Source organism: Streptosporangium sp. NBC_01469 (genome assembly GCF_036227305.1).
In the GTDB taxonomy this organism is placed as follows: Bacteria; Actinomycetota; Actinomycetes; order Streptosporangiales; family Streptosporangiaceae; genus Streptosporangium.
The window spans coordinates 4,405,041-4,431,106 of sequence record NZ_CP109465.1 but is presented as its reverse complement, the minus strand read 5'-3'; the positions used below and the strand labels follow the sequence as shown (position 1 = coordinate 4,431,106).

Below are 26,066 nucleotides of genomic sequence, written 5' to 3'. Positions count from 1 at the left end.
GATCCGTTACTGCTCAGGCGGGCCGGTAGTCGCCATGGGGAATGGCCCGCTCCCACACCGCCTCGAACGCCGTGACGCAGAACTTCACGAGATCCGGGTCGGTGAAGGTCTCCGCCCCCACCTTGTCGCCGTCGCCGCTGAAGTAGCTGACCAGCAACGTCTCCTCATCGAACAACCAGAAGTCGTTACCGGGTAACGCCAGACCGGTGGCGTTACGCCGGGGCAGCCACCGCACCTGCTCCCCCGCACGCACATTGGGAAAGGTCACGTCGTATTCGTACCGGATGTACTGGCTGACAGGCTCGGACACGATCCGGGCGCGCCGCATCTCCACACCGCGAGCGGTCGCGTCGACGACGTTCTGCAGCCACGGCCGCCACCAGGAAGTCCGATCGTCCGGGTCGATCCGGTGGCCGGCCTGCCAGGCATGGTAGTCGGGGTCGTCGAGCATGTAGCCGTCACGCATCTCCAGATGCAGGGCGGAGTACGTGCACACGCGCAGCCACTGCTCAAGCGTCTGCCCGACCGCCACCGTTCACCTCCGGAAAGAATCGCATCATGCGCCTGGGGAACCGAATCACCGTCTCCCCGTCGGGAACGGGACCGACACCAAGAGCGGCCGGGTCGGTCACCACATACCCCTGAAGGACATACTCGCCGGTCTCGGTGTCCTCCCACACCGTCGCGGAGTCACCGTTCGGGCTGTCGGGATCTTTGCCGAGAAACCGAAGCGCCATCCTGATCTCCTTCGCCGAGCAGGTCACCAGCTCTGCTTGAGTGTGCGGATGGCCGCTCCCCGCCTCAACGGTTTTGCTTGAGTTTTCTCACACGCGGCGGATCCGTCGGTCTGGGTACCCAGCGCGGCAAACGCTCGCACACTCGTTGAAGTCCAGGTGAGCGGCTTCCTACCGTCCGGTGTATGTGCTCCATCGGTTTGGACGCCCTGGGCTGTCGTGAACCTCTCCAAGACAGGTGATGCTGGTGTTCAGCATCCCCACTTTCCCTTCCTTCCATGAGGTGTACATCGCCGTATTGGACGCAGTCACCAACCGCCCGGACCACAACATCTCCACCCGAGGCAACACTTCCGCCGAACTCCTGAACGTGTCCTATCGGATCTCCCCCCCGGGACCGGTTGCCCTTCCTCACCCGCCGTCCGGTGAACGTCGTCTACAACCTCGCCGAGGCCCTGTGGTACCTGTCCGGACGATGTGACCTCAGCATGATCGGCTACTACGCGCCGGGGATGGGCACCTACTCCGCGGATGGACACATGCTCACCGGTACCGCCTACGGCCGCGCCCTGTTCACCCGAGGCCAAGACGGCCACACCCAGTGGGACCGGGTCCTGGACCTGCTGCGCAGAGACCCCGACAGCAAACGCGCCGTGCTGGGCTTCTTCCGCCCAAACGAGCTCGTCGAGCTCGTCGAGCAGGTCAATCCGGACGTGTCCTGCACGATCGCCGCCCAGTTCATGTTGCGCGAAAACCGGCTGCACCTGACGTCGTACGTGCGCGGCAATGACGCCTACACGGGGATGGAGTTCGCCGCCACCCTCCTCGGCGTTCAGGTCGGCCACTACACCCATCACGTCGGGTCGATGCACGTCAACGAACCCCACTACAAGTCGGTACGCCGTGTACTGAACGAAGTGAACCAGGAGGACTACCGGCGGCCGACCTTCACCCCACCCGTGATGCCCACCAGCTCCTGGTGGCATGAAGTGCGTGCCGTACTGAAACAGGAGGAGGCACTGCGGACCAACGCCGTCCAGCACACCTCGGCCAGTGTCAAGGCCACCGGGCTGCCGTCCTACTGGCAGCAGATATTGCTGGTCTTCGAGGCGTACCGGCAGATCAAGCATACCGATCAGCCGATCACGTCCAATTAGAAACCGGACTTAGTCGTCAAGGATGTCTTCCGCTAGCGCTTCAGGAAGATTCGCAGGAACGCCCTCAGCCGCCGGGATCGATTCGTCATCATCGCCTTCAACGGAGTCGCCGTTTATCGATACGTCGATGATCTTGGCGCCAACCTTCCAGGCATCAAATCGTTCCACGGGAAAGTCAAACCAGGCGATAAGCGCACTCCTGAGAGTTTGATCAGCGTGCTTTTCTGCCTTCTGCTTTCGCTTCGCGTCCATCAAAGATGGTTCGCTGCCCTTGAGAGCCTTCTCGTGTTGTTTCACTAAGAACCCGTGGTAAAGCGACCGGGCAGTGCTGAGAGTCTGCTCGAACATTTCGCGATCCTTGATCCAGTCTGCCACATGCTCCCACGCGACGGGCGTTGCAAGTATCTCGAGCCAGAAATACCGAAAGTAGACAGCCTGAGGCGTGTCCATGGATGCGATGGCGTTAAGTGGGTGCGTCACTCCACGTTTCGCGAAGACACGCCGCCTGTCGTGAGCTCTGCCTTGCCACTCCTCCTGCATGAAGTATGCATTCCAGGCATTGGCGAGATCTTTGGCGAATGCCGGAATTTCACGAAGTTCACGGCCCTTTACATGCAGCCTCCATAGAGTGCCGAGGGTAAGCATCATACCCAGCTGACATGCGTGTGTGTTCATCATGTCGTACGCATCTACGCTGCGCTTAATGGCGTCGGCACTTTCGGAACCAAAAAGCTCTTTAGTGCGCTGTTTCTCAAACGATTCTTGCTTTCCTTGAAGGTAGTCCCAAGCCTTGACTATGTCGGGCTTCGTCCTGTTTGGATTGATGCCCGGCAGAGTGGATTCGTGCTTGAAGTGAGAACTACTGTCTCGAAGGGTCCAGTAGACGCCAACGCCCCCAAACAAGGCATCGCTAGCGAGGCGCGCGAGGACATCACCAGGAGCCCAATGCTCCTTGACTTGCGTGAGAGCTTCCGCGTGGGCCCGATAGTGCACTACCTCCGAAAGAAGGGTTAAAATTGCGTCACCCCATGACTGCTTAAACTGCTCGGTGATCTGTTCGACCTTACCGAGAGGGAAACTCGCATTTCCGATCTCGTTCGCGATGTATGTAAAATCGCCATCCTTGACCGGGACAGGGAAGAGGCTTGAGATTTCTAGCTGGCCGCGCATAAAAGCGTCCCGCACTGTCTCACTCTCACGTCCGCTGAATGTGAGATCAACCTTCTGAAGGTATTTGGGCGGACCGAAGACGCAACGTTCAACCGCCATCTGGAGTAGATGAATGTTGGTCATGGCGGACCAGCGGGCAGACTGTGTTGTTTCCCCGGGGTTGTCGTACTCCACGGCATACAGCGGTAGAAACCTACTATTCGACTTGCTCCTGAGATCGTTAAGCAGACTACGTGTAAGCACTTTCTGAAGCTCCCCATCCGAAAGGAGGATGAGACGCGACTCACTTGGCTGACGTGCCTCCTTGTTGACATCGACGAATAGCTTTCGTGCAACGCCGTGAGGATCGCCCTTCGGGCCTGCGTGGTCGGGAAACCAACACGCGGTTACCGGTACTTCGACGCGGGAGAGATCCAGAGATCCTCCGTTGCGTTGATGCCAGAGCTCTAGCTCTCGTTGGACCGGAATCTCGTAAAAGGACTTGAAGCGTTCACCACCGCTCTGATCCCAAGTCTTAGAAAGGGTCCGCTCGATGGCAAGCAGCGCCATCGCCCGATGCTGACCGTCGATTACAACCAGTCGTGCGTGGGCTTCATTCCAGTACAGTTCACCAACTGGGATAGGGTGAAGCTTCCCATCGGGGTAGGCAAGGCGTCTAACGCGCATTGCCTCACCGGCAGTTGCCTGAACCCAATTTCCATCGTTGTCACTGACAAATTCCTCAGAACCCAACGGTGGAAGCTCGTGCGGACGCTTGTTCTTGAACGGAAGAAGGACAGCGACAACCGGCGGAAAGAATGCCGGTCCGGTGGCCCTAGGACGAAGAAGGTAGGGGATCAAGTTGATCGCGACACGATGATCGTCAAGGTCCCGCTGGAGCAGATGATTGAAGTCTAGATCCTCAGCATCCATAACTTCTCGGACCGGCGCAAGGCTCTTAGTGAGCAAACGCTCAGGATCTGAGCTCTCGTCGCCGAGGCGTGCTTTGGTCATGATGTACTCAACACGCCCTGCAGGCGTGGTGAAGCTGCCCCATGTGCCACGGACGAATTCCTGGAAACGCGGACCGCTTCCCGATCCGAACATTGTCATGCCTAACGCCTCCCAAGAATTGGCGAAAATAGTCTATGTAGATACCACTCAGCAGAGCGCGTGATGTCTCGAAGGTCATCCCCGCTCATACCCGCGTGGATGAGTGGCTCCAGATCTAAAACCCAGACCTCCAGGTCTTCCATCGCTACCTGACGTGCAGCAGCTCGATGTCCGAACGACCTGGCCTGCTTTATCGCCCGCGAGCGATCATCCGGTCGATTTCGCAAATAGTCACTGATCCGCGTGAAGTCGCTCTTGTGCCTAGATAGGCGCTTCTTCAGGTCTGCAGCGATACCGATGTAGAGCGGTGCTGCGAATATCGGTATGGCCTGGTCAAGGACTTGTGTTAAAGAGTTCCTCTTTGTGTATGAATGAGCTGCTCGAAAAAGGCTTCGCGCAGCGCTTTCTTCGGCACCACCGGTATCTGAAGCCCCTCCTTGGATCTGTGGTGTGCCTGGCTGCACAAATTCGCCCAGTGCACTGAGGGGATATTCGACATGAATTTTCCCTGCCCAGCGGGCTTCGTAGGCCGATTCGCCGCGAAGGTCGATGCTGGGCGGCTCGTAAACGAGAGCATATCGCTGCAGGGCGTCCAAGAATGCTGCGGCAGCTTCTTCCTCATCAGCGATTGTATCCGATTTTGAGATCGATACTTGAGGGCGGACATACCACGCGTAGAGCCCCGGACCATTGGGGGCCGAATCCACATCGAACATGGATAGGCGCCTGCATGGCGGCTCTACCTGACTTGTTCCCGTGCTCATGGAGTGCTACCTCGATCGCAACTGTTCAGCTATGGAGATCCCCCTGCAGTTCAGACTAGGGCATTCGCGGTACCACATTGTTCAGGTATGCGCGAACTCGTCTTCGAAGGACTGGTTTGTTCTTATTGGGCGATGAGCGAACCACGCGCACTTCGTGCTCATTGGCGATGTCTCAACGGTAGATGTCTCTAACGCTACCTGTCAGGGACTACCTCAGGCCAACGTTCGCCCATCCTGCCCCCAACTCCTCACCACGAGGCAACTCGCTACCGAACAATCTCGCAAGCCACAAAAGCGGGAACGATGGCTAAGCCCCCTCCCTTCTAACTTCTCGGACCACATCCGACCTGGCCTGATGGCACTCGCCGCGACCAACATGAACCGGAAGAGCGATGAGGACCCCGAGGGCCTTCTCCTCAGATCTCGACCAGTTCTCCGAAGCGCCGAACTTCTCCACGCCATGATGGATGGGTGACCCTGACAGAAGAGACAGGCGACGCTTGGCAGAGTGAGCGTCGCCTTACGGCGATCGGACGGACTGGGCTATCCGTCCCTGCACGGCAGGCAGTGATCGATCAGCAGATCATCCCTGGATCCTCGGTTCTCGACTACGGATGCGGTCGCGGCGCCGACGTTGAAGCCCTCACCTCGATGGACATCGCCGCATCCGGTTGGGATCCCTACTATCACCCCAATGGGCGTCTCGAAGCTGCCGATGTGGTCCTGCTCACCTACGTTCTCAACATCATTGAGGACCCCCAGGAGCGTCGCCGTACCCTCCTGAGGGCTTGGGAGCTCGCGGAACAGTCCCTGGTGGTCTCCACCCGTCTGACGTGGGAAAGATCCAAGGTCAAGGGCGCCGAGTTCGGCGATGGGGTGCTCACCAGCCGTCGCACCTTTCAGCATCTCTTTGGAGCGAGCGAGCTACGGGGATACGTCGAAGATGTGACCGGTGTCCGCTGCGTCTCCGCGGCCCCCGGCATCGTCTACGCGTTCAAACGGGACGAGGCTCGCCTGAGCTATCTGGCTCGCCGGATCGCTCCGGATATCGCTTGGCTAGCGTCCGACGACGCTGCCTCGGCCATCGCCTCGGTCATCGACCATAGCGAGCAGCGCGGAAGAATCCCCCGGTTGGAGGAGATGCCTGGGCAGATGGCTGAGCTGCTGGCGCATCTCAGCATCTCCGAGTTGCAGAGGCTTGTCCGCTCATCGGCGGACTCGGCCAAGATCGCCGAAGGGGCCAAGCGGTCCACCCTCACCACGCTGCTGTTCCTCGCGCTGGAGCTGTTCAATGGCCGTGGACCGTTCAGCTGCCTGCCGCTTTCTGTGCAACTGGACGTGCGGGCGTTCTTCAGTTCTTACAAGGAGGCATGCCAGCGAGCCGACAGAATCCTGCTGAAGCTCCGTGACGACTCCTACGTGCGCGGAGCCATGCAGGCATCCAAGGTCGGCAAGCTCACCCCAACCGCCTTGTATGTACACCGGCGTGCAATCGACCTCATGCCCATCGTGCTGAGACTCTACGAGCACTGCGCTGCGATCGCCGCAGGCCGGCCTTCTGAATGGTCGGTTCTCAAACTTCGTCACCAGGGCAGAGCGGTGAGCTGGTTGGACTACCCCGAGTTCGATTCGGACCCGCACCCGCGACTCAAGAGCTCTTACGTTGTCGACCTGGCCACGTTGAAGACATCGTTCATCTCCTACGACCAGTCAGCCAATCGGCCCCTGCTCCATCGGAAACACGAATTCCTCGCATCAGACGATCCCAACGTACCAAAGTACGAACGGCTAACGCAGAGCGAGATCAAGGCCGGCCTGTACAAGAACCCGCATCTGATCGGCACCGAGGACGGCTGGGAAGCTGAGCTGGTCCGGTGTGAGCGAGCACTACGCGGCCACCGTTTGATTCGACGTGGTTAGGAGCTAACTCCCACCTGGTAGTCCACGATCACGTCTGTGAAACTCTCGATGTCCAGCTCCTGTACCTGGCCGGGGAACCAGGAGAGGCGGAGCGAGTTGCTCGCAACGTGCTCGGGCAGGTCCATCGCCGCCAGCACATGGCTAGGTGTGTAGGAAGCACTGGTGCAGGCCGATCCGGTCGCGACCGCGGCGTAGTCCTTGAGCTGCAGGATGAGCGCCTCAGCATCCACATCGTCAAAGGCCAGATTAAGGATGTGTGGTATCGAGTTCTCCTGGTCCCCGTTCACCCGGAACCTGGTCCTGCCGAGCGATCGCAAAAGCTGGCGGCGGAAGTTCTCCGCATCGCTCCACCACTGCTTCCGCTCCTTCTCGAAAACCTCGGCGGCCTTCGCGAGTCCCATCACTAGGGGAACCGGCAGAGTACCGGGGCGAAGCTTGCGCTCCTGGCCGCCGCCGTACATCAGAGGCGTCAGCGGCACGCTGTCACGTCCCCGTCTGCGGACCAGCAGTCCACCGATGCCTTTGGGACCGCCAATCTTGTGACCGGTGAAGCTGACAAGGTCGATCGGCGCATGAAGATCTTCGGTCAGCTTGCCGTACCCCTGAGCCGCATCCACGTGGAGGTACGTAGAGGTCTCACGCAGTTTCTTCGCCAATTCGGTCACCGGTTGGATCACACCGGTCTCGTTGTTCACGTGCATAAGGGAGACGAGCAAGGTGTCAGGACGCAGGCGCTCCTGGACGGCTTCGACACTGACACGCCCCGACGTTCCAGGGCTGATGAGATCGATTTCAAACCCCCGGGAACTGAGATGCTCCAGCGGTTCGAGGACCGCCTTGTGCTCAACCGCGGAGCTGATGATGTGTCGGCGTCCTTGCTTCTCACCGTGCGGAGCGAGCCCAAGGATCGCAATGTTGTTGCTCTCGGTCGCTCCGCTTGTAAAGATCAACTCGTCGGGGCGAGCCGATAGGCTATGCGCCAGCGCTTCCCGCGCCCGCGCCACTGCCCGCTTTGCCCGAGTCCCGTACTCATGGGTACGACTGCCCGAGTTGCCGAACTCCTCGGTCATCCAGTGCAGTACGACCTCTGCGACCTGCGGTTCCACTCGGGTTGTCGCCGCAGCGTCCAAGTACGCGACCACGTTGCTCACCAGCACTTCCACCGCTCGTCGGTTTAACGTACGTACGTTAAATAGGTGACGTGCATGCTACCGTGTGGCTGGTGGGAACACACGGACCAACCCAGTTTCGCGGGGAATCGACCGCCACAGGCTTCGAGTACATCTTCCCAGCGATCAGGGGGGTGCAGGCGGGGCGTGAGTATTACGCATCGATGTGTCCGCTCAGCCTCATCCCCAAGATCTTCCTCTTCGACGAAGAGGAGCTCGCCCCAGAGGTACGCGCTCAACGAGTCTTGAACAAGGGCCGTGTTCCTGCCCTGGCCAGGTACATAATCGACAATCCAGATGATTACGTTTTCAGTGCCCTCACAGCCTCCGTCGACGGCACCATGCGCTTCGTCAGCGCCTCCGGCCAGGGCCTTGGCATGCGGATCGGCCAGTTGCACGTCCCGATGGCCTCTCGGGTTTTGATCAACGATGGTCAGCACCGGCGTGCGGCGATCGAAGCGGCACTGCGCGACAATCCCTCCCTGGGCGATGAGACGATCGCGGTGGTCTTCTTCCACGACGCGGGGCTGGAGCGCAGCCAACAGATGTTCGCCGATCTCAACCGGCATGCTGTGCGGCCGGCCAGGTCCATCGGCGTTCTCTATGATCATCGCGATGAGTTGTCGAAGCTGACTCGATTGCTCGCTCTGAAGTCTCCGGCCCTTCGCGGTTTCGTGGACATGGAGAGCAGCACGCTCTCTGGACGATCCGGCAAGCTCTTCACCTTGAGTGCCCTGTACTACGCGACCACCGCCCTCCTTCAAGACATAGACGTCAGTGAGAAGCAGGCGTACGACCTCGCGGCAGGTTACTGGGAAGCCATCGATCAACTGGTTCCAGAGTGGGGGCTTGTCCGCAAACGGAGCCTCAGCGCGGCCGAGATCCGGCGACAGTACCTGCACACCCATGGCATCGCGCTGCACGCCCTTGGCCGCCTCGGAAACACCCTCCTGCAGGAATCCCTCGATCCCGAAATCTGGCGTCCTCAACTGGATCCGCTGGGGCAAGTGGATTGGTCGCGAAACAACTGCGATTGGGAAGGGCGTGCGATCGTCGGCGGCCGGGTCTCGAAAAGCCACCAAAACGTCGTACTTACCGTGAACTACCTAAGGCAGCACCTTAGCCTCGAACTGACCACCGAAGAGAAGCAGGCCGAAGACGCCTACTTGCGAGGAGAGCGATGAGCACCCCTACGCGTGCGGCTGTACCGCTGAACACCCCGACGCGACGAATCGCCCCCTTCCAGGACCGCGGTGGTCTCGCCGCAGTCGTCAACGGATTGACCGAAGAGATCCGGGAGCTCTATTGCGCGGACGAGGTCCCATGGGTGGTCGGCTATAGCGGCGGCAAGGACTCGACTGCGATTCTCCAGCTCGTCTGGCTAGCCCTCCAGGAGCTCCCTGCCGAGCAACGGACCAAGCCGGTGTACGTCATTAGCACCGACACTCTCGTTGAAAACCCTGTTGTCGCCGCCTGGGTCACCCAGTCTCTGGAGACGATGCGCAAGGCGGCCGAGGCACAGCAGCTACCGATCGAACCGAACCGGCTGACGCCGGAAGTCAAGGACACCTTCTGGGTCGGCCTGATTGGTAAGGGCTACCCCGCTCCACGGCCGAAGTTCCGCTGGTGCACAGAACGGCTGAAGATCCGCCCTTCAAACGCATTCATCCGAAACGTGGTCCGCCATCACGGAGAAGCGATCCTGGTCCTCGGCATCCGCAAGGCCGAGAGCCAGGTCCGGGCCCGGGTGATGGAAAAGCACGAGAAGCGTCGAGTACGGGAGCGTCTCTCGCCCAACGGGAACCTGCCCAACTCCCTTGTGTATAGCCCCGTCGAAGACTGGAGCAACGACGAGGTCTGGACCTTCCTCATGCAGCAACCTAACCCGTGGGGACATCCCAACAAGGACCTGCTGACCATGTACCAGGGCGCCTCCAGTGACGGCGAGTGCCCACTGGTTGTCGACAACACCACCCCTTCCTGCGGCGACAGCCGTTTTGGCTGCTGGACGTGCACCCTTGTCGACAAGGACAAGTCCATGTCGGCAATGATCCAGAACGATGAGGAGAAGGAGTGGATGCTGCCGCTCCTTGAGCTCCGCGACGAGCTCGACGTTGCTGATGACCGTCATCTCCGTGACTTCCGCAAGATGAATGGAAACATCCAGCTCTTCAACGACCGCGTCGTGCATGGGCCGTACACCCAAAAGTCTCGCGAGACATGGCTACGCAAGCTACTTAACGCGCAGACTTGGATCCGTAAGAACGCCCCCGAGTACGTCCGCGGCATCGAGCTCATCACCATGGATGAGCTGCACGAGATCCGTCGTATATGGGTGTTTGACAAGCATGAAGTCGAAGACTCTCTCCCCAGAATCTACAAGGAGGAGACCGGCGAGGAGTTCCCAGGGCAACCATTGGATGAGCACCTCACCGTGGCGGCAGACGAAGTGGACCTACTCCGTGAGATCTGCGACGGGGATGACCTACATTTCAGAACGATGCGTGAGCTACTCGCTGTTGAACGCAAGTTCCGGACGATGACCCGTCGCTCCGGGCTCTTCGAAGCCCTGGAAGACACGATCCGGCGCGGCTACTACACCGACGCCGATGATGCGGCGGAGCATGCGCGACGCATGCGCGACAACAAGATTGCCCCTGAACTGTTTTCCTTGAACGAAGAGACCACAGATGCTCCTGCATGACATCACGCTGGAAAACTTCGGGGCTTACAGGGGCAAGCAAACGCTTAACCTCACCCCCAAGCCAGGGAAGCCGATCATCCTGATCGGTGGTCTTAACGGGTGTGGGAAGACAACGCTGCTTGATGCCATCCAACTCGCCCTGTACGGCGCCCGGGCTCGCTGTAGCGGCAGGGGGACACGTTCCTACGACATCTACCTGCGAGACAGCATCAACCGGCAGGCCAGCCCTAAAAAAGCCGGCATCAAGCTGTGGTTCTCCACCACGGTTGAAGGCGAACAGCGTCACTACCGCATCGAGCGCTTTTGGCAGCTCACCGGTAAGGCCGTGCGCGAGTCACTGGCCGTGTTCATCAACGGCGAGATGGACAAGGTGATTGGCGAGGGTTGGGCAGACCACATCGAAGACTTACTTCCCCTCGAAGTAGCATCGTTGTTCTTCTTCGATGGCGAAAAGATCGAGTCACTCGCCGATCCCGATAGAGCTGCTCCAGTTATCGAGTCAGCGGTGTATTCACTCTTGGGCGTCAACACCGTCGAGCAACTTCGTACAGACCTTCTAGCGCTTCAACGGCGGCAGAAAGTCTCGGACGAAGATAGGACCGCACTCGATCAGATCGCTTCAATCGAAAAGCAGCTTGAGGAGAATGAGGTAGCGCGCGCGGATGCGCTACAGCGGGTTGCGTCGGTCCGCGCTCTCCTCCTCCGGGCTCGGATGGACCTGAAGACAGTTGAGACGGCCTTTGCCAAGGAAGGTGGCGACCTGTTCCGACGGCGCGCCGAATTGGCAGCGCAACAGGATCATGCAGAAAAACAGCTTCAGGCCCTCAACGATATGCTCGCCAACACCCTGGCAGCTGGGCCTCTTCCCCTACTTCTCCTTGGCTCACGCCTTGATGCGATACGGCAGCAAGTCACTCGGGAAGAGGAAGCGGCCCAGTCCGAGCAAGTCCTCGAAGTGCTGAATGATCGGGATCAGCAACTTCTCGACCTACTAAGGAACACCCTTACAGCCGAGCAGGTTAGTCAAATCACCCAGCACCTAGAAGCCGACCGGCAGAGCCGCGCTGTCAGTGCGGACATCCCTAGATTTCTTCAGATGTCTCGTGGCGCGATTCAGCAATTGGACTCACTTGATCAGATCCTCAGCAGCGAACGCGCCCGCGCCCGCGATCTCCTCGCCGAGGTAGCAAGCCTTCGCGATCAGCTCAGTGTCATTGAGCGCCAGCTTGCCGGCGTCCCCGATGAAGAAGTAATCGCTGGACTGATAAAGCAGCAGGACGAGGAACGCAAGCGTGTCAGCCAGCTGGAACATGATCTGCGAACTATGGAGGAAGCTCACGCCAGCGCGGCGCGCGAGCACGAGAACCTAACGGTGATGCGCGAGCGTGCCTACGGCAAACGCGCCAGCGGGCTGGCGAAAGCGGAACACGCCGCACGGGTCGTCTCCTATTCCGACCGGGTACGCACAACCCTCGAGAAGTTCGGCGAGGCCCTGCTGCAACGTCACATCAGCCGTCTTGAAGTGGCTGTCCTCGACAGCTTTACCCGCCTAATGCGCAAGGGTGAACTCATTCAGGACCTTCGAATCGATACCAGCAAGTTCACACTGACGCTGATCGGCGCTGACGGTGAAGAACTGGATCCTGGGCGCCTAAGCGCCGGTGAACGACAGTTGCTGGCGGTCTCACTGCTCTGGGGCCTCGCCCGAGTTGCCGGCAACCGGCTGCCCAGCGTGATCGACACTCCGCTCGGCCGACTCGACAGCCGTCATCGGCAGAACCTGGTCGAACGCTACTTCCCCCAGGCCAGTCATCAGGTGCTGCTCCTCTCCACAGACGAAGAGATCGATGACGACTTGCTGAAGAGACTGATCCCAGCCATCGCACAGACTTATACCTTGGTTCACGACGACACCACGTTCACCACCACGGTGGAGCGAGGCTACGGGTGGGGTGGAACTTCTTATGTCGCTTGACACCATCCGTCTTTCCCAGCCGGCTCGCGATCAGCTCATCAAGCTCAAGCGGGTTACCGGGATCAAGAATTGGAACGTCCTCTGCCGATGGGCCCTTTCCCTATCTCTGGCAGACCCATCACCACCCTTGGTAAGGGAGATCGTCGCCGACTCCAATGTTGAAATGACCTGGCGAACCTTCGCCGGCACCTACGGGGATATGTATCTTGCTCTCCTAAAACAGCGATGCATAGACGACGGAGAAGCTCCAACGGAAGAAACGCTTGGACAGGCGCTAATCGTTCACCTTCATCGCGGCATCGGATATCTAGCCGGACGAAAAAACCTCAATACGATTAGCGATCTTATTCTGACCACATCAGAATAGCTCAATCCACATCAGAATAGCTCAATTTTACCGAGAGATGATTTATTTATCGCACGATCAGGGAGTGAACCAACTGCAACCAGATCATTGAGATTGCCTCCAGGGAGGAGTCTCTGGTCTCAGTGCGTGTTCGAGTAATGATCATTTAGTTCGAGGGACCCGTTTGAGCGGGCGGGGTGACCACCCCAGTGCGTGGACGGGCAGCAAATCGATCAGCACCCACTGCTCATCGGGCAGACCAGCGGGGTAAAAACCGTTGTCGTGTCATGCCTCCACCCACTCGGCAAGACAACCTCACGATCACCTCTCAAACACGTACTGAGACACCAGCACGCACGCTGCCGGGTCAATCAAGCCTTTGGGCGAACAGCGAAGCTGGCCGAAGCAATTTCTGTACCTGCAGCTTCAAATGCCCACCGATAAATCTGCCCGGGTTCAAGCGGTAGAGGTGGAAGCGGCACACAGAAAGCGATATTTAACGGAACTTTCCTTCCGTCATCGTCTACTGCCGTATCCTCCGGAAGACCAAATGATCCACCAATGCTTAAATTGCGGTCGCCGTTGAGAGCCACGCGCACTTCCCCGCCTGCTACGTCGAGAAGTCGAAGTCTGAAGGAAATTTCGTTCTTTGCCTCGCTCCAGGGTATGCGGAGAAAGACGGACACAGCTGATGGTGGAACCTCGGGACCTGTTAGCGACCAACCAGCACCGAGTAAATTTATTTTGCTCGATCCGCTGTCCGTAGTCGCTGCGTCAGCTAGGAGAATAAATGCTTCCATCAGCTCACCGCTTCCAGCTTCATCGATATGGCCGGATTCGTCGTCGGAGGCGAGTAGGCCGCGATAGGCATGTCCGTTATCCTGTTCCAGCGCACGTTGATGTGGGCATCGTTGACACTGTCAGGAGAGAAAACTCCAGTCGACACCTGCTGCGGCGCTTGAACCCGCCAGTCAGGAACGGCCGGCCTTATTGCTCGCTTCTCCATGGTGGCCTTCCGCGGCTCACCAGCACGGACAAGCCGGACGTCGAGCTCGAAGCCCATAGTGTCCAAGTAATCCGCGATAGTGTTGACTCGAAGATTGCCATCGCCGCGGAAGACCTGATTCACAGCCGAGCGACGTATTCCCAAGGACTTAGCAGTATCACTTTGCGTCAGACCGGACAGTGAGAGCCCTTGGTGTAGGACACCGAGAATCTCATGGCGAAGTCGTGCCGCAGCCAGGGCACGGGCACCGCGAATTGTTGAAGCGAACCGTTCATAAAGACTCATGATGCTAAATCCTCCTTTCGTACCCAGATAGCTTCGTCGATGTACCCACGTGGGGTCTGCCAAGACTTCTTGAGAAATCCACTGGTAAGACGGATGGCGTTGGCTACTGACCCTGGAACGTCAAAGAAAGGAAGTCTGACGTCGCCCACCTTGATCTCGCGTATCCCGTCACGCAGGTCGTTGAGCTCGCGGGGTACCGCAAGTGTGCCTGTCGCCGCATACCGCTCCAGCCGGATGATGATGTCTGCCAAGCGAGCTACGTCCTTGGCCCTCGAGGACTTTTCTAACCTCCTGACGAAGTCATCGGCCCTGCACTCGCCAGCTGTGGTCCTCGCAGCTTCGATCATCCGCGCTGGCCCTCGCTCGTAGTAGGTGCGTCCACAGTCCGGGCACACAGCCCTGCGTACAGTCAAAACTGTACCTCCCGAGGTGGCGATTGTCTCCAGAGGGTCGACAAGATCACCCTGGCAGAGCCGTAACATCGTGGTCCGTCGAAGAGCAGAAAGGCGACATGATTCGTTACATCGCCACATCGCAGACTTTCCCGTTGGCTGGCCGGTCCAGGCTTCCGGGCCGTCAGGCCAGGCGCAGAAGCTGAAGCGGTCCGGGTTCAGTGGAGGCTCTCAGCGGGTGTTTGATCCCATAGATTTTTGTCTGGTCCGGTTACAAGGCCACGCCAAGTTGGGGGATTCTCTGGTGAGGCGGTGGGTCATGTTGTCGATCACCACGAGGTGGATCATGGCTTCGGAGCTGGTGGGCAGGGTTTCACAGTCACGGGCCAGGCAGCGACGGAGCACCAGCCAGCCGCGTCACCAACCTGCCTGGGCAGTACACCTAACGACGCGGCAGCAGGGTGAATCCCCGGGTCGCGGCGGACGATCTCTACATCGACGCCCAGGGCGGTGGCGTGTTCAATGAGGTGCTGGCGGTAGCCGTCGTTCACCCGGGCTTTGCGGATGCTGGGATGGGTACCGGCGACCGAAGTCCTGTACGGAGGCTGCGGTGACCAGAACCGCCAACAGCAGCCTGAGCGTGTCGGTAATCACGAACCGTTTACGACCGTTAATCTTCTTGTTCGCGTCGTAGCCGCGACTGTCATGGCCGACGGTGCCGACACCCTTAATGCCCTGACTGTCCATCACCGCAGCCGACCTTCCTGCAGGCCCGCTGGCTCAGCACATCACGACCTGTTGAGTCGCCCCCGTTCCTCTCCAGCGCACGAAGTGCCAGTAAACGATCTGCCAGGGCAGAAAATGACCGGCAACTGCCGCCAGGAGCAACTGGTACGCACCACATACACGATCACGTCTACCACTTTTCGCCGTGGTTGCTTTTCGGACCATCATCCAATTTCGGGATGGGAAGCAGCGACTCTATCAGCGCCCACTGCTCATCAGTCAGACAGGAGGAGCAAAAACCATTTTGGTTTCATGCTTCTCTTCCCCACCCAATAAAACAGCAACACAATCACCTCTCAAACACACTCATACCGCAATTAGTGGGGCTTCGCTCAGAAATTACCGAGCGAAGCCCCGCCGTGAAGCAGTGGATCAGGATTCGAAGTCAGGCCTCTTAAATCCGGAAATCCCTAAACCGAGAATATTCTGCACCAAATTTTCGGTGTGCGTCACTCCCCGCCGACAGAGGTTCAGGACGACGTCCATCGGGCGAATGTGCGCGCCGATGTTGAGCTCACCTTGGATGATGGCGAGCCCTCCGTTGGCGTACTCCTCGAACACCTTGATCCGCTCAGGGAGACGTTCATCGGCCATGATCCCCGCGTCGTTCGGGTGGGCCAAGACCCCCATAGAGTCAATCACCGCCGAGATGGTTGCAGAATCGTTGAACAATCCGTAACGGATCGACTCACCGGCTTTTTCGAACGAGTCCTGTCTGCCTCGCGACCAGCCGAGCACTGCCGCAAAGACGAGAACTTGCCAGTAATTAGGGAACGGACCGCCTTCCTTACTGGTCAGCCGGCTGATGAGCTCGTTGTGCTCCATAGGGCGCCGGACGCGGACATCAGCGTTGAGAACCATCAGTTCCGAACCTCCGTGAGCTCAGCGCCGGTCCGGTCGGAACCGATGACCTGGTAAGGGTAGGTGTTGCCGTTCAACGTCAGCGTTTCGGTCGCACCGCTCACATCGGTCTTGGTTGTATGCGTGGTGATCACGTACTGCTTCCCGATACGAGGACGCACCTCCTGCTCAACAACCTCTCCCGCCTGCGCCTTGCTAGTGAGGATCACCACTTGAGAGGCGAGCCTGGGCAGGAAGTCAGCGACAGCCTTGCGGTAGTCATCGTCCAGGTTGCCGAAGACCGCGTCCATCACCACCGGGAAGTCACCACCGATCCCCTGGACGAAGGTGCGGCCGCGCTCTTGTGCCTCCCGTGCCTCACCGATGAGCGAACCGACGAAGGCGAGGGACAGCAATATGTTCTCCCCGGTGGACTTGGGCGCCGGGATTCGCTCGCTGCCGCTCAGATCCCACAGCTCCAGCGCGAAGTCCGGTGTGAGCTCCGGCTCATAGCTCTTAAGCGACACCAAGCGGTAGAGCTCCTGGATGCGGACATCAAGCCGACGTCGGACCCCCTGAGAAAGGATCTCCAAGATCTGGGCTAACGCCGCGCCTGCCTCCTCGACAGCCATGATCCGGTCCCTGATCCGGAGACTGCGGGCATCCTTGACCTCGAGCTTATCGAACTGGCTTCTTAGGCTCGCCTTATCACCCTCCAGCCGTTGGATCTCGGCACTGGCGGCACCGCTGGCCGCTACCTTCTCATCTCTCGCGAGCTTGGCCGCCTCCAACCTTTCCTCGGTCTTGACGACCTCCTCGGAGGGCAAGCGCTTGAACTTCTTGCCGATCTCATCGATATCACTCTCAAGGCGGCGCTCCTCCTCCTGAGCCTGGGCAATCCGCTCATCGAAGCCACGCAATGTGTCCTGCATCTGCGCCCTCTGGTCGTCGATGCTCTCCACCGTGCCTCGAAGTTGGTTCCAGGCGGCCTCGACTTCGGCGAGCCCGGCCCGAGCACGCCAGTGCTTCAGAGCATCACGGTGTGAACTACCCTCTGCCAGAGGCGTCCCACAGATGCACTCTCCACGCTCGAGAAGGTCATCGATAAAAGCCCGCTTGAGCGGTGCTGGGAGCTCGCCACGTTCGCGCAACTCTTCGCAAGCGGCCAAGATCTTGCCCGGCAGGGCGGGGAGAAAGGCGAGAAAGCCACTGGTTCCAACCAGCTTGGCGCGCTCCTCCTCCTGCTCCTGTCGTGTTGTCCGGGTACGCTTCAGTTGGTCTTCTAGCCGGTACCGGTTCTGCTGAAGCTCCTTCGCTTCGGCGAGCTGCGTCATCTTGAGGTTGAGCGCTTTGATCTCGGAGTCGAAGTGCCTCCGCTCCTTCTCGGCCGCGTTGCGGCGCCGCTGCTGTTCCTGGATCGATCGCTCGGTGTCCTCCAACTGCCCACGGATATCGTTTAATTTCTGCTGAGACGCGTCCTCAGCCTTCATACCTCGGCGTAGATTCTGTGCGACTTTAGGCAGATGCATGACCCCGCGCTCCATGGCCTCCAGCCCGAGGAGCGTCTTGACGGCCTCGCGCACATCGTCACCACCCTCATGCTTCGCCAAGGCTTCGATACGTTCACCGTTCACGAAGAAGAAGCGGCTCAGGCGCTCAGGAAGCATCTGATCGAGACGTCCGCTCGGATTGAGCACTTGTTCGAGGTTGCCATCCTTCGCACCTCGCCACAATTGAAGCTCGGGCTTAGGCCTGGGCTGAAACACGCCGCGCTTAGATGCATAAACGGATCTTTTCGCGATATAGATGTGGCCGCCATGCTCAAACTCAATAGTCACCGATGCGGTTAAGGGGGTTCCCTCGGGCGCATTATTCCAGACGGTGGTATTGATGAGCTGGTCATGATTTTCGACATCGTTGCTGAGCACTTCATAGAGAGCCCAAGTGAAGGCGTTCAGAAGTGTTGTCTTGCCGCCGCCATTGGTGCCCCACAGGACGGTGACGTTGGTCTCCGGGGTCTGCGCGAAGATGATCTTCTGTGTCCCTTGGTAAGGACGAAAGTTCTCCAACTCAACTGAGATGAACTTCATTACGCGATACCCTCGACCTTCTTCACCATTTCATCCCTGACGGTGTTCCGAGCCAACGGTTCGGACTTGTGCAGGTTCTCCTGTTCCAGAGTGAGAACCATCTTGATCACCTCGTACGCGTTGGGATCGATACCATTAAGGATCTGCTGAATCTGCTCGATTTCCCGCTGGTCCATCTTGTCAGTCACTGAAGTTTCTCCCTAAACATCCATCAGCTCGTAATACTCGCGCAGGTCGCGCAGCTCACTCAGGGACTCCCCATAGTTCTCAGAGTATTTAGCAAACTCGACGAAACGCTGCATCTCCCGCCGGAATAAGTTTCTCTCCATCTCGAAGAGTTCCTGGTCTTGCGGTGGAACCGCGATGAAGTCGACGACCTCGGCCTCTGTTTTTCCTGGAGCCCGGCGCAGGATTCTCCCGCGACGCTGGATGAACTGCCGGGGGTTGCTGCTGCTAGCCAGTAGGTAGGCGATTCGGGCGTCCGGAAGATCGATGCCTTCGTCTAGACAGCGCATGGAAACCAGCGCTTCCAAGTGGCCGGCTCCGAACGCTTCGAGGATTTCGCGCCGCCCCTGCTTAGACTCCTGAGAGGTATAGGAATGCACACGCATGCCGAGCCGGTTACCCAGTAGATCGAGTACCTGATCTACCTGGCGCTCACCGCCCACCGGATCGTCCTCCCACGGGCGGCCTCCCTCGGCGCAATAGACCAGCTGGAACGGTAACTCCCGCCGCTTGCCAACTTCCTCTCGGAGTGCGGCGACCTTCCCTTCAGCGTGGCCAAGTACCTTGGCTCGTTTGTTGAGCAGTTGCCCGAGCCGCGCTTTAGCATCGTCTCGCGTCTTTCCCTTGCCTCCCTTGACCTGGCCGTAGAGAGCGCCGATCTTGCCAGTCAGGATGGTGTAGTACGCAGCCTCTTCGTCGGTAAGGGGAACCAGCACCGGGTGATACCGGTACCGAGTGAGGGCGCCTAGCTCGATCGCGTCCTTGAGCCCAAGGCTGATCAGGGTCTCTCCGAAGTAGTCGCGAAGCGCCTCAGTACCCTCTTCGTCGAACCAGCGCTCCGGCGTGGCCGAGAGGGCCAGTCGCCACGGCGCTTGCTCCGGCAGGCTAGAGCGGTTGTGCTCGGCTCCCAGGTGGTGGACCTCGTCCGCAATGATCAGTAGCTTGTCCCCGACCGACGACAGAACATCCCGGAAGGTGGCCGAGCTGAAGGTCTTGTTGGTAACGACCAGGGTCACCGTCCGTCCTGGTCGCAGACCCGCGATCGCGTTGTTCGCCTGCGCCCGCCATGTCGCCACCGAGTCCCGGCACTTGATCGGAACGACCCCGAATCGGTTGAGCTCCTGCGCCCATTGCTCCACGAGGTCGAGCAGTGGAACCACGATCACGGTGACGAGGGAGCTGTCATGCGCCCGCAACTGGCGGCCAATCTGGTCAAGCGCTGCCAAGGCGGTGATGGTCTTACCCGTACCGGTTGCCATCTCAAAGATGCCACGCCCCCCTGCTTGGAGCCATTTTGTGATGGCCTCCTTCTGGTAGTCGCGCAGCTCGATTTCCCCAGGAGTGCTGGCCCATCCGTATTTGTTGACCTCTTCGGGACGACGCTGACGAGCCTTCCGTGTGAAGGCGTCCGAACCGGCCTTGGCCATCTGTACGGCTAGCTCTCGCAGGTGCTCCTCCGCCTCTTTCGGGAACTCCAGCACCTCCAGGTGTTCGGTCTTGTCCTCCCAAAGAGCGACGAAATTCTCCTTGATGCGGTGTACTCGGCGTGCGTCCTCCGGCGCCCATGAGGCGAACACCTCGATGGACTCGAAGTTGTTCTCCATCGCGGCACGTGTCTCGTTTAGCGAGCCAGTAAAGGCGACCATGTTGCCCTCGTCATCGGTGACGACACCGATCTTCTCGTGGTAGATACCGAGCCCATTGGTGTTCGCCATAACCGCGATCTTGATCTCGAGGGCACCCTCGGCGATCAACTTGCCTAGCGTTCCAAGCATTTCGGCCGCCTGTGCATCGAGCGCTTTGGGAGTGACCTCCCGGGCGATGGCCCGCGCGACGATCTCGCGGTACTCGTAGCCCCGGCGGATGTCCTCGACATCGTCGGCTGAGAGCAGCGGGCCGGCGACCAGCCGGATCTTGCCGCCGTTCGCACGCAACCCGTCGATGCCACGTGCTACCAGTTCCAGCGAGGCACTGGTGAAGTAGCCGACTGCGCGGTCATACCGCACTGCCTCCGCGAGCACCGGGATGTAAAAGCCGCGGGCGACGTCGCTGGTGTCACTCCTATAGGAGTCCCCAATCGGAATGCTGGACAGGCTCATCCTCTGGCCCCGTTGTTAATCGACTGAAGGGGCTCCGTGATGACGACCGCAGGCGTCGTTTCCTCCGGTTCAACCGTAGAATCCACGTCGTACCCATTGTGGCCGTTAGACCACACCCGCAGGATCAACAGGTTGTCGCCCGAAGTAGCCGGGGACTGGACGCCTGCTCGCAGGCCGCCTTCAAAGCGAAAGCACCCGGCATTTCGGAAGCCGGTTCCATTGGCGTCCTGTGCAACGAGGGGATCAAACACTGCGTTTCTCCAGCTTTGACGGGTTCAGACGGAGTTCAATCAGGCTCTTCGGTAGGAGAGGATGACGCGTCCCCCCGCCCACGGGCTAGGTCAGCCGCTATGCGACTCGCCGCGCAGAATCTGAAGGAAGTCATAAACTTTGGAATCGGTCGCGCTAGAACCAGAAGAACCATCGGTAATGCTTGAAAAATTGTCCGTATTCCCGAAGCCCTCTAGGGCGAGTTGGCTGCTGGCAGTCACTTCCACCGACTCATCAATCTCGCCGATCTCCTCTTCGACCAGACGGAAAATCGTCGGCGGACGCCCACCACTACTCTCACCCTCAAGCGTCTGAACGTTCGGCAGGAACTTGAGTGCCTCCTCAATCTTTCCGGAGGAATGATTGCGTCCGATGATGTTCCACAGCTCGGATTTGGTCAGCTCACCGTACTGCTCCAGCGCCTCACGGATCTTGTAAGCCAGTGCCTTCTCAGACTCATGGTTGGCGTGCTCGGCGCGGTACCTCGTGATGACCCACTGGGGAATCCGGCCCCGGTCGTTGACGGAGATGCCCTTCTGCTTTGCCCAGGTACGAATCAGATGCGCTGGCACCTCATCCGAACGGTAGGTGGTGGAGCGCAGGGCATCTACCGGGCCCACAGCATTCAACTGACCTGCGGTCCCGGTTTCCGCGTAACCCGAAGCTGCGGTCTGGTCGTCTACCAATGAGAGAAGGACCGCTGCAATCGTGTCCCGGTGGGCAGTCCGGAAGTAGCGGGGCATCACTTCCATTCCGTTCCGGCTCATGAGTTCATCAGCCCACCGTGTGACGTGAATGGGCCGTTCGAGCACGGACATTTCCGAAAGCTGCCGAAGCCGCTCCCACGGTGAGGTTTCCGCCTCGTCGGTCATGGACCCTCCCCTGGTTGCACATGTTCTGAGAGGCTGCTTAGCCCTGCATGCAGCGGGACTAGCGGCCAACTTTGGTAGCCGGATCTACCGAAACTGGTGCCAGCGCCGCCGATGCTGGTGATGGCCATGTTTCGGTGCGGTCGATCGGGATGGCGACTGCCTTTGCAACGCATCATGTTCGCCGCCCCCTCGACGGAGTGGATGCGGGACGGAGTCAACGAACCAGGTGAGGCACAGGGGATCAGCAGTTCCCTCCACCAGGAACCTCCCCCCTCCAAGCAACAAGTGAAGGTATCTGTGAACGCTCCCAGAGACGGGATATATCTATCAGTCGATAGCTCATGTCCTATTCGGGGTAGGTCGACGAGCTGGCCATCAAGTTGTTGATGGAGTCGCAAGTCGGCAGGAGAGCAGCACCTTCCGGATGGACAACTTGGCGAACGCCGCTCTCTATCCAGTTTGAGATGTCGCGGTGGGGCATGTTGTTCCAACATTTCCCCTGAGCGTGACGTTAGCCGCTAGCTGAGGTCCACACACGCATACATCATCTACTGGAAGTCCGACTCCTTGGAGCATGTGGGGTATGGACGAAGATACACCCCTCTAGGAGGCACACAAGCCGAACGTAACATTGGCTACATGAACACCAAGACTTCCTCATCAAACCACCTACACCCCTCGGAACACAATGGTTCCGGCGGATATAGCTCTTCTCTGAGCATCGCAGCAGGTGGACCCTGTTCCGCAAGGAAGGAATCTGTCCGCTGTCGAGAATGATGACTTGCTGCTGTCAAACAGGAACGCTTCGCTTGCGTGCTGGCGACCAAAAGCCGGCGCCACCCAGAACATATCTATCTTCCCAGGTCAGAGGCGTGACCATAAGCGACGTCAAGCTTTCAGATTCAGCATGCGACCAGCAGGAGACCCGACTTGCTCATCAAGTACCGCCTCCGACCCAACTCCACCAAGGCAATTGTCGATTACCTAGAGTAATAAAGCCTTGCATTCGGCTACTCGCAGTGACATTAATGAGGAAAGAAGTGGAGATTGAGTCACCCACCTCTCGCCACACAAGTCGCCGCCAAAGGGTCTGGCCAGAAGACTGAAGGTGCCCCAAAATCCACCCTCATTCAACGAGGAGGGCTTATCATAGCTCGCCATCCTTGTCAACTTCATGGGGTTGTTGACGGACCTGAGCTAACAGGGGGAAGCTCGGTTCGCAGTTCCAGCCCATTTGTCTCGCTCGCCTGCCAATCGTACGTCTTGCTCCCGATTGTCAGACCCAAATGGCACTATGTGAACCATGCCACAGAAGGCCCACCACTCCCCGATGGATCCTGTCTCCAAACTCCTTACCACTCCTGGGCAGCTCACCGCGCTCCGCGTCCACGACATCCTCCGTGAGCACAACGGAGGGCCTCTTGAACTCGACCGCATCTTGAAGGAACTGGGCGATGAGCATATAGCTAACAGCACTCTCGCAGAGGAACAGCTACTCGAGGCGCTGCTGAGGGATGACCGGTTGCGCTCGACCCGCGGCTACCGGCAGCGCTTCTCGATGTCAGGCAGATCTGTTCGTCTCCGTCCGCCCGGCAACAAGGCCGAGCAGGCCATTGAGCAGGAGAACGAGCAGGTTAAGGGGCAGCTGTTGGAGCAGCTGAGAGAAGTTCCTCCGGAGGTTTTCGAGCATCTCGTCGCGGCTCTGTTCACCGCGATGAAGTACGAAGAGGTGACCGTCACCAAGCGTTCCAAAGACGGTGGAGTCGACGTTCGCGCCACGCTCGTCGCGGGCGGCGTGATGACCGTCCCCACCTCGATCCAGGCCAAGCGCTGGACGACGAAGTCGGTAACAGTCAAGGAGGTCAGGGAGCTCAGAGGTACGCTTCCATCTGGCACTCAAGGCATCATCGTGACCACCGGGAAGTACACCAAGGACGCGCCCAGTGAGGCGTTGGGCAACACTCTTACTCCCATTCACCTCATCGACGGTCAGCTGTTGGCTGACCTGCTCACCGAGCACGGTATCGGGGTCCAGGCCTCACGCCTTTCTTTACTCTCCCTAGACCTGGATGCTTTGGCGACCATCACTGGCAGGGCTGAGAGCTCTGCTCAGGACACCCCCTCAAGACCATCAGGCAGCACTCAGCCCCGCTACTACATCGGGAAGATGCCCTCGGACCGCGACAGTCATATCTTAGATTCCATCGTCACCATGACCTCGCTTGCCGATGGCCAGCCGACCTGGGACAACTACATCACCAGCTTCCAACAGCACTTCCCGACTATCACCCGCTTCGATGAAGCACGTCGGCGATCACGCGTCCTGATCTCCCTCGGTCTGGTCGATATCGAGGATGGCTACATGAATTTGACACTCACCGGCCGACGACTGCTGGAGAACCCAGATACCGACTTCCTCCATGATGTCTTCATAAGCCGCATCGCGGGCGCCCAGGAGATCCAGGACCTCGCACTGTCCCTGACGCGAACCCAGTTGCGTAGCAGACTTCGGGCCGAACCTCCCGCAGGCCTCTCACCCACGCAAGCCGGCTTGGTAGCAAAGTGGCTCAACCATTTGACCCGGTCCGCACTTTCTAAGTAATCGACAACGGTGCGGTGACCCAGGACTCGTGGAGCATTCTCCACTCCTTTTTTCCGTTAGCAACATTCCCGACCCTCCCAGCTGGCAGGAGCTCGTAATAGCCTGGCCAAGGCCGCGGTTAGCTCCGCTGGCTTTGGATTCAGCAATGGTTACCCCGTCAGAGTGGACAGCCGCTGGTCAAGGCCGCTTCGGTGGGTGCCGTTGGGTAGGCGGTCGCGAACGGCGAGTAGCTTGCTGATGTTGCGTTGAGAAGGAGCATGTTCGATCACTGGAACCGCCTGGTGGAGCAGGTCGCCAGCATGGTCGGCGTTGCCGAGGTCGTTCTGGACGTGAGCACGCCTGATCAGGTAGGTGGCATAGTCTCTGCGTCTGGTCGGGGAGAACCCTTCTCGGGCCTTGTCCAGGTGGAAGTCCGCTCGTCGCAGGTTGCCCAGGTCGAGCTGACAAGCACCGATATGGTTGTGGAATTCCCCCTCGTCGAACCACAGGACCCATCGGGGGTCGTCTGGGCGGGTGCCGTGCCCGAACTGGGTGTCAGCGATGCTTAGCAAGCGATGGGATTCAGCCTTGTCACCAATGCTCGCGTGGGCCCAGGCCAGGCGCATGGCCAGCATGCTGGCGGTACGCGGTGTGACCTTTCCAGCGCTTTCGTAGGCAGCGCGGGCAATAGTCAAGGAACCGGGAAAATCCCCGAAATCCCTGCATTGCAAAGCCATTGACTTGAGAATGTTTGCACCTACGGCCCGGTCACCGGCCGTATGCGCGGAGTGGACGGCTGCGATCCAGTAACGCTGAGCTGCGGAATGCAGTCCTGTGTCGAAGGAGGCGAAACCTGCCATACTCCCGAGTTCTGCGGCCAGTCCGTGGAAGCGTTGGGCGATGGCCGCGTTGTAGGAAGACTTCTCCAGCACTTCGGCGACCATGCCGAGCTCGGCGTCGAGCAGCTTGCGTACCTGCTGCCCGCCGTAGATGTCTCCCAGAGTATGCAAGCGGGGCAAACTCACCTCAATCTGGGCCACGAACTCCTCAGTGATCCGGCCGCCGCGCAGTACAGCCACCAACTGGGCCGGTTCGACGTTGAGCCAATCGGTCGCGAACCCGGCCAGACTCATTCCGGTCAGCCGCATGAAACCTCGTCGGTCCATCATCGCCTTTTCCAGTGTGTGGTTGAGAGCGATCGTGCTGCCCGACTGGTCCCAGGAGAAGTCGACTCGGATGGGGTCGCCCACCGGCAGCCAGTCGGGCCATGGCTGCGTGTGGAGAAGCTCTTCGGAGACCTCGAGCTCGGCCGCCAGAGCGAGTTGTGTCTCACGGTCGGGCACGACCCCCCAGTGCTCCCAGCGCCATGCCTTCTCCCTCCTTCGTGCCATGTTGCCGACTCGCCTGGCGATGACGTTCACCAGGTCCTGGTAGGTCCATCCGCGTTCGGCACGGACGTAGCTCAAGGGGTGTACGAAAACTCCGCCAGGCTGCGTGGGCGCTGGTCCAGGCATTCACATCCCCTCCTTCCTCGGACTGTAAATCTGATTAATCCACTCGGACAGGCCATGAGGGCTTCCCGCCAGAGG

General features: G+C 59.3%; 21 protein-coding genes and 1 pseudogene. 7 read left to right on the top strand and 15 right to left on the bottom strand.

Annotation, left to right across the window (positions count from 1 at the left end; all coding sequences use genetic code 11):
- Nucleotides 1-13: 13 nt before the first annotated feature.
- Nucleotides 14-532 carry a DUF6879 family protein gene (locus tag OG587_RS19810; protein WP_329092392.1) on the bottom strand — a complete coding sequence of 173 codons (519 nt, stop codon included), beginning with the start codon at nucleotides 530-532 and terminating at the stop codon, nucleotides 14-16.
- Complete coding sequence (locus OG587_RS19805; protein ID WP_329092390.1) at nucleotides 510-764, bottom strand: hypothetical protein; 255 nt, start codon at nucleotides 762-764, stop codon at nucleotides 510-512. The genes OG587_RS19810 and OG587_RS19805 overlap by 23 nt, the downstream gene beginning before the upstream one ends.
- Nucleotides 765-1,159: 395 nt before the next feature.
- Here OG587_RS19805 and OG587_RS19800 point away from each other — a divergent pair, with 395 nt between their 5' ends.
- On the top strand, nucleotides 1,160-1,891 hold the full coding sequence (locus OG587_RS19800) for a thymidylate synthase (RefSeq protein ID WP_329092389.1): 732 nt from the start codon (nucleotides 1,160-1,162) through the stop codon (nucleotides 1,889-1,891).
- A gap of 9 nt (nucleotides 1,892-1,900) precedes the next feature.
- Here the strand turns inward: OG587_RS19800 and OG587_RS19795 are convergent, their stop codons facing one another.
- Together OG587_RS19795 and OG587_RS19790 are read right to left on the bottom strand one after the other, a co-directional pair.
- On the bottom strand, nucleotides 1,901-4,153 hold the full coding sequence (locus tag OG587_RS19795; protein ID WP_329092387.1) for a hypothetical protein: 2,253 nt from the start codon (nucleotides 4,151-4,153) through the stop codon (nucleotides 1,901-1,903).
- A 2-nt stretch (nucleotides 4,154-4,155) separates the two neighbouring features.
- Nucleotides 4,156-4,869 carry a hypothetical protein gene (locus OG587_RS19790; RefSeq protein WP_329092385.1) on the bottom strand — a complete coding sequence of 238 codons (714 nt, stop codon included), beginning with the start codon at nucleotides 4,867-4,869 and terminating at the stop codon, nucleotides 4,156-4,158.
- A 519-nt stretch (nucleotides 4,870-5,388) separates the two neighbouring features.
- Between OG587_RS19790 and OG587_RS19785 the strand changes: the two genes are divergently transcribed.
- Nucleotides 5,389-6,837: a DNA phosphorothioation-associated putative methyltransferase gene (locus tag OG587_RS19785; protein WP_329092383.1), complete on the top strand. Its 1,449-nt coding sequence runs from the start codon at nucleotides 5,389-5,391 to the stop codon at nucleotides 6,835-6,837.
- On the opposite strand, the gene dndA is transcribed toward OG587_RS19785, so the two are convergent.
- Nucleotides 6,834-8,000, bottom strand: a complete 1,167-nt coding sequence (gene dndA, locus OG587_RS19780) for a cysteine desulfurase DndA (protein ID WP_329092381.1) — start codon at nucleotides 7,998-8,000, stop codon at nucleotides 6,834-6,836. The two genes, OG587_RS19785 and dndA, sit on opposite strands and share 4 nt — an antisense overlap.
- 38 nt (nucleotides 8,001-8,038) lie before the next feature.
- Here dndA and dndB point away from each other — a divergent pair, with 38 nt between their 5' ends.
- Genes dndB through dndE form a run of 4 tightly spaced genes read left to right on the top strand, consistent with a single transcriptional unit; the run spans nucleotide 8,039 to nucleotide 13,052 of the window.
- On the top strand, nucleotides 8,039-9,190 hold the full coding sequence (gene dndB, locus OG587_RS19775; RefSeq protein WP_329092379.1) for a DNA sulfur modification protein DndB: 1,152 nt from the start codon (nucleotides 8,039-8,041) through the stop codon (nucleotides 9,188-9,190).
- Nucleotides 9,187-10,710 (top strand): DNA phosphorothioation system sulfurtransferase DndC, encoded by a 1,524-nt coding sequence (gene dndC / locus OG587_RS19770; protein WP_329092377.1) that lies wholly within the window; start codon nucleotides 9,187-9,189, stop codon nucleotides 10,708-10,710. The genes dndB and dndC overlap by 4 nt, the downstream gene beginning before the upstream one ends.
- Nucleotides 10,697-12,685, top strand: coding sequence for a DNA sulfur modification protein DndD (dndD, locus tag OG587_RS19765; protein ID WP_329092374.1), 1,989 nt, complete (start codon nucleotides 10,697-10,699; stop codon nucleotides 12,683-12,685). The genes dndC and dndD overlap by 14 nt, the downstream gene beginning before the upstream one ends.
- The gene (dndE, locus tag OG587_RS19760) at nucleotides 12,675-13,052 is read left to right on the top strand and encodes a DNA sulfur modification protein DndE (protein ID WP_329092372.1); all 378 of its coding nucleotides are present in this window, start codon (nucleotides 12,675-12,677) and stop codon (nucleotides 13,050-13,052) included. The genes dndD and dndE overlap by 11 nt, the downstream gene beginning before the upstream one ends.
- 350 nt (nucleotides 13,053-13,402) lie before the next feature.
- Here the strand turns inward: dndE and OG587_RS47205 are convergent, their stop codons facing one another.
- The 9 genes and pseudogenes from OG587_RS47205 to OG587_RS19715 form a co-directional block, all read right to left on the bottom strand.
- Nucleotides 13,403-13,831 carry a DUF6941 family protein gene (locus tag OG587_RS47205; RefSeq protein WP_443075591.1) on the bottom strand — a complete coding sequence of 143 codons (429 nt, stop codon included), beginning with the start codon at nucleotides 13,829-13,831 and terminating at the stop codon, nucleotides 13,403-13,405.
- The gene (locus tag OG587_RS19750; protein ID WP_329092368.1) at nucleotides 13,831-14,322 is read right to left on the bottom strand and encodes a helix-turn-helix domain-containing protein; all 492 of its coding nucleotides are present in this window, start codon (nucleotides 14,320-14,322) and stop codon (nucleotides 13,831-13,833) included. Before OG587_RS19750 ends, OG587_RS47205 begins: the two co-directional genes overlap by 1 nt.
- The gene (locus tag OG587_RS19745) at nucleotides 14,319-14,573 is read right to left on the bottom strand and encodes a hypothetical protein (protein WP_329092366.1); all 255 of its coding nucleotides are present in this window, start codon (nucleotides 14,571-14,573) and stop codon (nucleotides 14,319-14,321) included. Before OG587_RS19745 ends, OG587_RS19750 begins: the two co-directional genes overlap by 4 nt.
- A gap of 660 nt (nucleotides 14,574-15,233) precedes the next feature.
- Nucleotides 15,234-15,467, bottom strand: a pseudogene (locus OG587_RS19740) (transposase); the annotation flags it as partial.
- A gap of 405 nt (nucleotides 15,468-15,872) precedes the next feature.
- Nucleotides 15,873-16,361: a DNA phosphorothioation-associated protein 4 gene (locus OG587_RS19735; RefSeq protein ID WP_329092364.1), complete on the bottom strand. Its 489-nt coding sequence runs from the start codon at nucleotides 16,359-16,361 to the stop codon at nucleotides 15,873-15,875.
- Nucleotides 16,361-18,430: an AAA family ATPase gene (locus OG587_RS19730; RefSeq protein WP_329092362.1), complete on the bottom strand. Its 2,070-nt coding sequence runs from the start codon at nucleotides 18,428-18,430 to the stop codon at nucleotides 16,361-16,363. The genes OG587_RS19735 and OG587_RS19730 overlap by 1 nt, the downstream gene beginning before the upstream one ends.
- A complete protein-coding gene (locus OG587_RS19725) occupies nucleotides 18,430-18,618 on the bottom strand; it encodes a hypothetical protein (RefSeq protein WP_329092359.1) in 189 nt (62 codons plus the stop codon). The genes OG587_RS19730 and OG587_RS19725 overlap by 1 nt, the downstream gene beginning before the upstream one ends.
- A gap of 12 nt (nucleotides 18,619-18,630) precedes the next feature.
- Nucleotides 18,631-20,754, bottom strand: coding sequence for a DEAD/DEAH box helicase family protein (locus tag OG587_RS19720; protein WP_329092358.1), 2,124 nt, complete (start codon nucleotides 20,752-20,754; stop codon nucleotides 18,631-18,633).
- A 341-nt stretch (nucleotides 20,755-21,095) separates the two neighbouring features.
- Nucleotides 21,096-21,896 (bottom strand): Lsr2 family DNA-binding protein, encoded by an 801-nt coding sequence (locus OG587_RS19715; protein ID WP_329092357.1) that lies wholly within the window; start codon nucleotides 21,894-21,896, stop codon nucleotides 21,096-21,098.
- A gap of 1,303 nt (nucleotides 21,897-23,199) precedes the next feature.
- On the opposite strand from OG587_RS19715, the gene OG587_RS19710 reads away from it, so the two are divergent.
- Nucleotides 23,200-24,498, top strand: coding sequence for a restriction endonuclease (locus OG587_RS19710; RefSeq protein ID WP_329092355.1), 1,299 nt, complete (start codon nucleotides 23,200-23,202; stop codon nucleotides 24,496-24,498).
- 149 nt (nucleotides 24,499-24,647) lie between these two features.
- On the opposite strand, the gene OG587_RS19705 is transcribed toward OG587_RS19710, so the two are convergent.
- Nucleotides 24,648-25,898, bottom strand: coding sequence for a hypothetical protein (locus OG587_RS19705; RefSeq protein ID WP_329092353.1), 1,251 nt, complete (start codon nucleotides 25,896-25,898; stop codon nucleotides 24,648-24,650).
- Nucleotides 25,899-26,066 lie beyond the last annotated feature (168 nt).

Bases quoted from the DNA above. Each gene is read 5' to 3' on its own strand.
- OG587_RS19795 (WP_329092387.1), bottom strand. From the start codon at position 4,153: ATGACAATGTTCGGATCGGGAAGCGGTCCGCGTTTCCAGGAATTCGTC.
- OG587_RS19790 (WP_329092385.1), bottom strand. From the start codon at position 4,869: ATGTTCGATGTGGATTCGGCCCCCAATGGTCCGGGGCTCTACGCGTGG.
- dndC (WP_329092377.1), top strand. From the start codon at position 9,187: ATGAGCACCCCTACGCGTGCGGCTGTACCGCTGAACACCCCGACGCGA.
- dndD (WP_329092374.1), top strand. From the start codon at position 10,697: ATGCTCCTGCATGACATCACGCTGGAAAACTTCGGGGCTTACAGGGGC.
- dndE (WP_329092372.1), top strand. From the start codon at position 12,675: ATGTCGCTTGACACCATCCGTCTTTCCCAGCCGGCTCGCGATCAGCTC.
- OG587_RS47205 (WP_443075591.1), bottom strand. From the start codon at position 13,831: ATGGAAGCATTTATTCTCCTAGCTGACGCAGCGACTACGGACAGCGGA.
- OG587_RS19750 (WP_329092368.1), bottom strand. From the start codon at position 14,322: ATGAGTCTTTATGAACGGTTCGCTTCAACAATTCGCGGTGCCCGTGCC.
- OG587_RS19735 (WP_329092364.1), bottom strand. From the start codon at position 16,361: ATGGTTCTCAACGCTGATGTCCGCGTCCGGCGCCCTATGGAGCACAAC.
- OG587_RS19730 (WP_329092362.1), bottom strand. From the start codon at position 18,430: ATGAAGTTCATCTCAGTTGAGTTGGAGAACTTTCGTCCTTACCAAGGG.
- OG587_RS19720 (WP_329092358.1), bottom strand. From the start codon at position 20,754: ATGAGCCTGTCCAGCATTCCGATTGGGGACTCCTATAGGAGTGACACC.
- OG587_RS19715 (WP_329092357.1), bottom strand. From the start codon at position 21,896: ATGACCGACGAGGCGGAAACCTCACCGTGGGAGCGGCTTCGGCAGCTT.
- OG587_RS19710 (WP_329092355.1), top strand. From the start codon at position 23,200: ATGCCACAGAAGGCCCACCACTCCCCGATGGATCCTGTCTCCAAACTC.